Origin of the sequence: Thermomicrobium sp. CFH 73360, from assembly GCF_023806465.1 — a bacterium.
GTDB lineage: Bacteria > Chloroflexota > Chloroflexia > Thermomicrobiales > Thermomicrobiaceae > Thermomicrobium.
Genome location: NZ_JAMSLS010000029.1, coordinates 1 through 517, shown reverse-complemented (window position 1 = coordinate 517; position 517 = coordinate 1). Strand labels below are relative to the sequence as shown.

Sequence of the window (517 nt, the reverse complement as noted above, 5' to 3'; positions counted from 1 at the left end):
GGAGCTTCTCCAGGACCTTAGGCGCATTGGGCCCCTGGATCTGGAAGCGGAAAGTCTTGCGGGGCTTGTGGGGATCAGCTACCGACCACTCATCCCGCTCGTAGGTGACGTTGGCCCCACTGGTCTCGGCATGGTACTGGACCCAGTTATGGACGGACGGGCGGCCGACCAGCTGGAAGGTCCCATCCTCGAGGTAGAAGAGGATGACGTCTCCGATGACAGAGCCTTCCGGCGAGACAGGAACATACTGCTTGGCCTGACCGGGGGCAAAGCCCGCAAAGGAGTTGATGCCGAGCTTCTCCAGGAGGGCAAAGGCATCCGGGCCGCGGAGGAAGAGGTCGGTCATGTGGTAGGAGAGGTCGAAGAGGCAGACAGTCTCGCGCCAGGCCTGCTGCTCATCGCGCCAGTTGGTGAACTCCGGCGGGACGACCGGATAGACCCGCGCTCCCGTCGGATTGTTGTACAAAAGGTCCTGAATGTTCGGTGCTCGGTCAAGCACCTCTTGGAGGTTCCGCGC

The 517-nt window shown here is 62.1% G+C and carries 1 pseudogene; it reads right to left on the bottom strand.

The annotated features are described in order from the left end of the window. A pseudogene (locus tag NET03_RS13375) lies at positions 1-517 on the bottom strand (aminomethyl transferase family protein); the annotation flags it as partial.